Annotated in this window: 8 protein-coding genes and 1 pseudogene; 6 read left to right on the top strand and 3 right to left on the bottom strand. The window is 53.7% G+C overall.

The annotated features are described in order from the left end of the window. The first annotated feature begins 314 nt into the window (after positions 1–314). Positions 315–497 (top strand): hypothetical protein, encoded by a 183-nt coding sequence (locus tag BM348_RS19610; RefSeq protein WP_092907663.1) that lies wholly within the window; start codon positions 315–317, stop codon positions 495–497. 641 nt (positions 498–1,138) lie between these two features. Here BM348_RS19610 and BM348_RS19605 read toward each other — a convergent pair. Next, positions 1,139–1,396 carry a HalOD1 output domain-containing protein gene (locus tag BM348_RS19605; RefSeq protein ID WP_092907661.1) on the bottom strand — a complete coding sequence of 86 codons (258 nt, stop codon included), beginning with the start codon at positions 1,394–1,396 and terminating at the stop codon, positions 1,139–1,141. A 120-nt stretch (positions 1,397–1,516) separates the two neighbouring features. On the opposite strand from BM348_RS19605, the gene BM348_RS22090 reads away from it, so the two are divergent. From BM348_RS22090 to BM348_RS19585, 4 genes are all read left to right on the top strand, one after another. Further along, positions 1,517–1,777, top strand: a complete 261-nt coding sequence (locus tag BM348_RS22090; protein WP_092907659.1) for a MarR family transcriptional regulator — start codon at positions 1,517–1,519, stop codon at positions 1,775–1,777. 335 nt (positions 1,778–2,112) lie between these two features. Beyond that, positions 2,113–2,673: a TATA-box-binding protein gene (locus BM348_RS19595; RefSeq protein ID WP_092907657.1), complete on the top strand. Its 561-nt coding sequence runs from the start codon at positions 2,113–2,115 to the stop codon at positions 2,671–2,673. Between the two features lie 650 nt (positions 2,674–3,323). Then, positions 3,324–4,262: an ArdC-like ssDNA-binding domain-containing protein gene (locus BM348_RS19590; RefSeq protein ID WP_092907655.1), complete on the top strand. Its 939-nt coding sequence runs from the start codon at positions 3,324–3,326 to the stop codon at positions 4,260–4,262. Further along, a complete protein-coding gene (locus BM348_RS19585) occupies positions 4,255–4,509 on the top strand; it encodes a HalOD1 output domain-containing protein (protein ID WP_092907653.1) in 255 nt (84 codons plus the stop codon). The genes BM348_RS19590 and BM348_RS19585 overlap by 8 nt, the downstream gene beginning before the upstream one ends. A 31-nt stretch (positions 4,510–4,540) precedes the next feature. On the opposite strand, the gene BM348_RS19580 is transcribed toward BM348_RS19585, so the two are convergent. Next, complete coding sequence (locus tag BM348_RS19580; RefSeq protein ID WP_092907677.1) at positions 4,541–4,804, bottom strand: hypothetical protein; 264 nt, start codon at positions 4,802–4,804, stop codon at positions 4,541–4,543. Between the two features lie 517 nt (positions 4,805–5,321). Between BM348_RS19580 and BM348_RS19575 the strand changes: the two are divergent. Next, positions 5,322–5,669, top strand: a pseudogene (locus tag BM348_RS19575) (DNA-binding protein); the annotation flags it as partial. 152 nt (positions 5,670–5,821) lie between these two features. Here BM348_RS19575 and BM348_RS19570 read toward each other — a convergent pair. Further along, positions 5,822–6,598: a hypothetical protein gene (locus BM348_RS19570; protein WP_092907651.1), complete on the bottom strand. Its 777-nt coding sequence runs from the start codon at positions 6,596–6,598 to the stop codon at positions 5,822–5,824. Positions 6,599–6,606 lie beyond the last annotated feature (8 nt).

The raw sequence follows: 6,606 nt of genomic DNA, 5'->3' as shown, positions 1-6,606 counted from the left end.
TTCCCCCGAATCTCTGCTGGCGAAACGATTGGACTCATTCACAGTGCCACTATGTAGGTCCAACCCAACGCCCTATGGCGATTCACCAGAGCCGAGATATTTCACGACCGTATACAGACCCTCTCATAGCCCGTGAGCGCTGAAACTGGCTCGAACCTAATGGACGACGAGCTCTACGTATCCGGTATTGAACCAACAAAACATCTCTTGGGGTACACACTCTTGGCGACGTTCTTAGAGGGACGTCCCAGCCAACATAGACTCGAGTTATTACGTACGACAATTTATATAGGAAAGTGCAGCCAGACACCTCCATGTCCGGAGAACGAGACGACGATCTCCTGATCGCAGTGGCACTGACTCGGTTTTCCGTCCAGTTCGAAGAGGCAGATCTCGAGTTGAGTGAGTATGCATGGCAGTTAGCCGCTGACCGGCTCATTGAGTATGATGTGGAACCGGTTACTGCGATTGAGGAACTGCAGATCGGAGACCACTAATTGATGAATGCGCTTTCAGCCGAGGCAAAATTGGGCGGCAGTCAGCCCAGGGAAGATGATTCTGCTCTGTTTCTGCCCGTTAGAATTCCAATAGTATAAGTGACTACCCGACAACAATCAAGATGGAAACTGCGCTTCAACCAGTCGCCAAGGGGCATGCGCTGAAATGCCCCGGGTGGTGAAGCACCCGAGGCGCGGTTTCTAACCCGATACGGGTTGAAACCATGTTTGCGTTGATTCTACCGAGATATAAACGTCTCGCACGACAGCCGTACCGCTATCAGCTAGCCGGCGCACCCAAGAAACTGCGCGTGGGGTGTCGATGAGCGACCAGCCACCAGATACAGACGAGCGCAAACCGTCGTTTTTGCCGCGGTGCCCGCGGTGTGACACCCCGGTTACTCGAGTCACAAGCCGTGGGCCAACCGAGCACATCTGCTCGCCGTGTGGCTGCCAGGTTGGTTCACCTGACCTCTAAGTAATCGCTCGAGGCTAATTGATTACCCTCGAGTGGTTTCGTTTGTATTATCCCTGACAGGAGATGATTGTACAGTATGTACTTCCTCGAAAATCTGAGGGGGACAATTGTGGATAGCGACAATAGGCGTGAACTACTGGCGTGATTGGGTACTGATGAAGACTCACTCCGATGCAGTAGTAGATTCATCGAGTAGGACAGTGACGGTATCCGGTGTCACAGCAATCCGAATACCTTCAACGGTGAATCTGACTTCAGGGTTCCCACTCGAGGTAGCGCACACTTGCTTGAGTGCCTCGATGTCGACGTAATCGTACAGTTGGTAGGAATAAGGATCGAGACCACATGCTTCCAGAGTGTCGACGATTTCGACGACTAGTTCGGTTGATTGTTCGTCTCTACTTGCCGATGATCGTTCCATTGAATCGATCTAGACTTAGAATTTGCGATGGTTAAAGGTTTGGAGTTAATTGTGGAAGCGATAAGATCCTATGGTTGACGGAACGCATCGTGGATAGTGTCGGCGCAAGCAGCAGTGAGTATGCGCTTTGATGCCGACTGGATGTCACGCGCCGATGATCGGATTCTCGAGCACCTCGCTGATGATGGGCCTGATACGCCCAAAGAGATGGCTGACAGCGACCGTGTGCGCTTCTCCCGGCAACACATCAACGCCCGGTGTAAGAAACTCGTCGGATATGGGCTTCTTGTTCACCTCGGGAACGGTGTCTACGATATTACTCGTGGGGGAGAACACTATCTCGCTGGCGAACTCGATGCTCGAGACCTCGAACTCGAGTAACGGGGTAGCTATCAGCATAGTTCCCATAACCTATGGGAATATGATAGGGGGCTGCGGAACCTGCGGAAATAGTGGTGTGTCCTCCGGAACCTCCGGAAACGGTGGTGTGTCCCAATTAGCAGAATCGAGTTTAGTGAATCGTCATATGGCGTCAGGTTAGACTCTCATAGTGACGCTTCGACTGAGTCCAAGCGCTTCACCATCAGAGATTCGACGGAAACCAAAGCCAGAATTATCCAAGAGTAGTACATTGAGCTGCCTGATATAGAGTCGGAAGTCAATGATGAGTTGGAAGTGTTGGTTTGATAGTGGTTCGCTGGAGAGACTGTTGTAACATGACTACACCAACCGAGACAATTACCATCGAAAACGTGGTTGGATCAACAGGTATTGATCAAGAACTCGATCTCGAACAGTTAGGTGAAGATCTTACTGGAGTCAAATACGATCCTGAACAATTTCCTGGGCTTGTCTATCGGACACAGGATCCAAACGCTACTGCACTCATTTTCCGGTCTGGGAAAATCGTCTGTACTGGTGCAAATAGCGAAGAAGAAGTCCGAGAATCACTCTCCATTGTCTCCGAGACTCTGCGAGAGCTCGGCATCGAAGTCACTGAGACACCTCCCATCGAAATTCAAAACATCGTCGCAAGCGTCGACTTCGGCACCCGGTTTAATCTCAACGCGATCGCCATCGGACTTGGTCTCGAAGACGTCGAGTATGAGCCAGAGCAGTTTCCGGGATTAGTGTATCGTCTTGAGGATCCATCGGCGGTCGCACTCCTTTTTGGTAGTGGAAAAGCCGTTATCACTGGTGCGAAGACCACCGATGCAGTAGCCCACACAACGAACGCCGTTGAAACAAGACTCACAGACCTCGGTTTGTTCCAGTAACTACGATCCCGACATTCACTTGCACTTGCTCTCGAGGGCATCATCTACTCGTATTGCCTGAGATACTTCTCGCTTCACTACTCGCATCTACGGGTGGGGCTTGTTTGTGGACTCCCAGTCTGCTGATCCGGATAGGATCGGATAGGTGCGTCCCGTTCTTGGTTACCGTTCCAGCTGCAGGGTGAGTTGACTATTACCCACTTCGAAGGACGTTTGCCTTCAGGTACAGTTAGGCAGTGTACATATGCACTGCTCAGTTATCGTTCAGTGCAACAAACGAGCCGTTCCCACAGCAGCAAACTGATCTATTTCCTGCTCGCGTTAACTTTCCACCAGGGAGTCGGAGCGCTGGATAGATCGCCCCACACTGTGCGCATCGTATGGCAACCTCCTCTATACGACTCTGCTCAGTCATCGTGGATGGATTGAGCAACATCAAATAGGTGTATAGAAGTACTGGTGATCCATGATTTCTGATTTGGTGAACCCTCTCGAGATCAAGCATTGAGGGAATTCCCCTCGACAACCTGTAGAGAAGACAAGGACTGAATTCCGACAGTCAACAGTCCGATTTGGTCCGAACTGAGATGTTTGTCACCCCTGGAAGGCTGAGGGGCGTTCGCTGAATGGTGCGTCCCTCGTCGAGAACAATGACTTCGAGCGACAGCTCAGTGGTATCCTTCGATGAGTCGGATACCAGACGAGACGAGATGCATAGCACGATGGAAACCTGGGCGGAAGACCTTGTCGAGCAGGTCGACGAGGTAGTCTCGAGCGATCAGTTCCAGGAGTGGCTCGACGTCCAGAGCCACTTCCATGATTACTCTTATCGCAATACACTCCTCATCACTCGCCAGTGTCCAAAAGCGACTCGAGTCGCGGGCTACCGAACGTGGCAAAGTGAGTTCGACCGGTACGTGAAAGAGGGCGAAACAGCGATCTGGATCTGGGCGCCGATCATCGCCAAGCAGTGTCCCGAGTGTGAGAACTCGCCGTCGTACCACGAACGGAGTGAGTGTGAGTACGATGAGACGCCATCCGAAGCGTGGTCGAAAGGCCTGGTGGGCTTTCGGCCTGCACCAGTATTCGACATTTCTCAGACCGAAGGCGAGCCGCTTCCGGAACTCGAGACCGACGCAACTGGCGATGCTGATGAACTGGTGCCAGCACTTCTCGAGGGATCGAAAGCACTTGACGTGGATGTCGAAGTCATCTCCAAGCCGGCGTGGACACATGGCGACGCAAAGGGCGTATGTCAGTACCGATCTCCTACAAAACAGCCACTCGTCGAAGTGCAAAATCGTGAGAACAGCGCAGCTTTCGCTGTCACACTCGTTCACGAGTACGCTCACGCACTCTTACACGGTGACGTCGATAGTGAGATTGAGCGCTCGAAACGCGAACTCGAGGCGGAAGCAGTGGGCTACATCGTCGGGCGGTACTTCGGGCTGGATACCAGTGGATCGGCGTTTTACCTTGCGGCGTGGGAAGGCGACGAGCCAGAAGCGATTCTCGACCGCCTCGAGCGGATTAGTTCGACAGCGGGGGAAATCATCGACGCCGTCGACGAGGTGGGTGCGGATGAGTGAACGACAACTGCTCCTCGAGATCGTCGATGCACTCGAGAAGCAGGGACTCAACCCTGATGAGTTCCAACTTTACCAGTGGGTCGATATTGAAGCGCTCGAACGGCTCTTTGACTCATCAGATGCCGATCTCGAAGTCCGGTTCGCGGTAGCTGAGTTCCATGTCCTCGTTACGCAGTCCGAGGTGCAGGTAGTTTCGAGTTCAGAAGCGGAACTCAATCAAAGAAATCGAGGCGAGGAGAGTTGTTGATAATCCCGAGAGACCATAGTTCGCTTCCGCGTTAGTTCTCGGGTATCGTTACCCGGAGTTCGTCATTAACCTCGTAGAGATAGCCGCGATCAATGAGTCGGGACACTGCATGAGTCGCATCTCCCGTTTCGAGATCGAGCTCTTCAGAATTCCGAAGCACCTTGAGAGCACGCTCTCGTGAAATTGACTGTCTATCTTGGGATTCCGTTGTGTTGTGACTGTTTGCAGCGAGGAGTTCGTAGGCGTCCATAATCCACCCTGATAGCGGTGGGCGTGGATCAGTGAGATCGGTCATCACAACGTCGTACCACATCTTCACGCGCAACTCGCTTAAGAATATTCCCCGATAGTATGTAGAATTGACTCTCAAGAGAGTCAACGAGTCTCGAAAAGCTGGGTGGTACACTGGAAACCTCCATCAGGAGTGAGAACAACAGCGGCATCTGATCACTCGCTACGAAAGGGTTTTTGTGCGCCTGAATGGCTGAGGCGCATTACTGGCGCCTCGAGATAACTGATGAGTACAGACCAACCAACTCAGCGTGGTCACTACCAAGGCCACAAGCATAACTATCCCCACAGTAGCCAGCGAGAACGACAGCATTCCGGTGATATCGCACAATTGAACGGACACGTACTCATCGCTATCGACGAGTGGCCGCCGGGCACAGAGCCAACACCACACGAAGGCAACTTACCAACGGGCTTGAGTATCGAACACGATACTGGAGCTGCCGGAACTGCGGCCACGAACGAAATCGTCGCGACAACTTCAACATCCCATGTGAAACCCACATCTACCAACACCCTTCAAAGCGTGTGACTACTCCCTCGAGGAACTGAAGGCGGCGCCGGGGGCGATCGTGCCCATCGCGGACGTGCCGGACGTCCTGGTCGATGAGGTGACGGTCGAAGGCGAGATTACCCAACTCTGGGATCCGAGTGATACGTCGATTTCTCAGGTCGGGTTGATCGAGGACAACAGTGGGAAGATCAAGTTCACCATCTGGGACGTCTCTCGGAAGACGGTCGTGAGCGAAGGTGAGACGGTCCGGTTCCGGGCCGTCAAGAAGAACTGATACCAGGGGCGGTGCAGCATCGCCATCACGGGCTGGAGCAGGATCGAATTCCCAGAGCGCGGTTGGTGGTGGGAAGAGTAGGCGAGCGCGACACCGTTCTTTTTGCTGTGTGCCGGACCGACCCTAGCCCCGCCGCCCCACCCTCCGGTCCGTGCTCGCTTCGCTGCGCGCGCAGCCACGACCTAGAGTACTCGCGCTTAAATCGATATCATAGGATTCAATTGAGATACCACTCAATTGTCCAAGTCTATTGAGGCGGTCGGTGATTCCTCACCCGCGAACGTCTCCAGCAAGTACAGCACGCTGAACCCGAGGTTCTCATGGATCCAGTCCTGATTCGAGTAGATGTCCGTGAAGTCGCCGGTCACGAAGTGGCTGATACCGATTTCCTCCTTCAGGAACACGGCGTCACAGATCAACGCGATATCTGCGTTGTTCTTCATGTGGACTGGCCACTCCTTCAACCGCTTCTCGACGTCGGGATACTCGCGGTCCCGCATCGGTTCCAGATAGACACGGGCCTCGATCTGGTCCTTGTGCTTGATCGACCGCTCCATCAAGACGTCCTTCAGCTTCCGAGCAGCCTCCCGAGCTGTCCGCCGAGTGAGCTCGCCCTCCTTCTCGAAGTACCACTCAAAGTACTTCTGGAGCCGAGGCCGCACCTCCTTCTCCTCGGACTCCTTCATGTCGAACCGGTCGACGTACTCGTCCATCACCGTCTCAATATCGAGCTCGTCGTCACTGTAGGTTTGCAGCATCTTCCCGAACTGCCTCAGCTTCAACCGGAGCTTCGCCCGTTTCTCCCCGTATAGGCCTTCGTCCCGGTCTAGCCGGATGTCGGCGGAACGCCGACTGTTGTCCCCGGTGCTGGAGCAGTACTCGTAGACGGCGTTCTTCCCGGTGTAGATCGTGTTGTCGGTGTCGAACAATCGTTTGGCGTCAGGGTACCACCGGTCATTGATGAAGGTGAGTCCGAGCAGGCAGTTGGTGTCTACGAAGTACCGGGTCATGGAGGGGG

This window comes from Halostagnicola kamekurae, from assembly GCF_900116205.1.
GTDB lineage: Archaea > Halobacteriota > Halobacteria > Halobacteriales > Natrialbaceae > Halostagnicola > Halostagnicola kamekurae.
Note: the sequence above shows the minus strand (reverse complement) of the source record. Positions and strands in the feature narration are given on the sequence as shown.

Bases quoted from the DNA above. Each gene is read 5' to 3' on its own strand.
- BM348_RS19610 (WP_092907663.1), top strand. From the start codon at position 315: ATGTCCGGAGAACGAGACGACGATCTCCTGATCGCAGTGGCACTGACT.
- BM348_RS19605 (WP_092907661.1), bottom strand. From the start codon at position 1,396: ATGGAACGATCATCGGCAAGTAGAGACGAACAATCAACCGAACTAGTC.
- BM348_RS22090 (WP_092907659.1), top strand. From the start codon at position 1,517: ATGCGCTTTGATGCCGACTGGATGTCACGCGCCGATGATCGGATTCTC.
- BM348_RS19595 (WP_092907657.1), top strand. From the start codon at position 2,113: ATGACTACACCAACCGAGACAATTACCATCGAAAACGTGGTTGGATCA.
- BM348_RS19590 (WP_092907655.1), top strand. From the start codon at position 3,324: ATGACTTCGAGCGACAGCTCAGTGGTATCCTTCGATGAGTCGGATACC.
- BM348_RS19585 (WP_092907653.1), top strand. From the start codon at position 4,255: ATGAGTGAACGACAACTGCTCCTCGAGATCGTCGATGCACTCGAGAAG.
- BM348_RS19580 (WP_092907677.1), bottom strand. From the start codon at position 4,804: ATGACCGATCTCACTGATCCACGCCCACCGCTATCAGGGTGGATTATG.
- BM348_RS19570 (WP_092907651.1), bottom strand. From the start codon at position 6,598: ATGACCCGGTACTTCGTAGACACCAACTGCCTGCTCGGACTCACCTTC.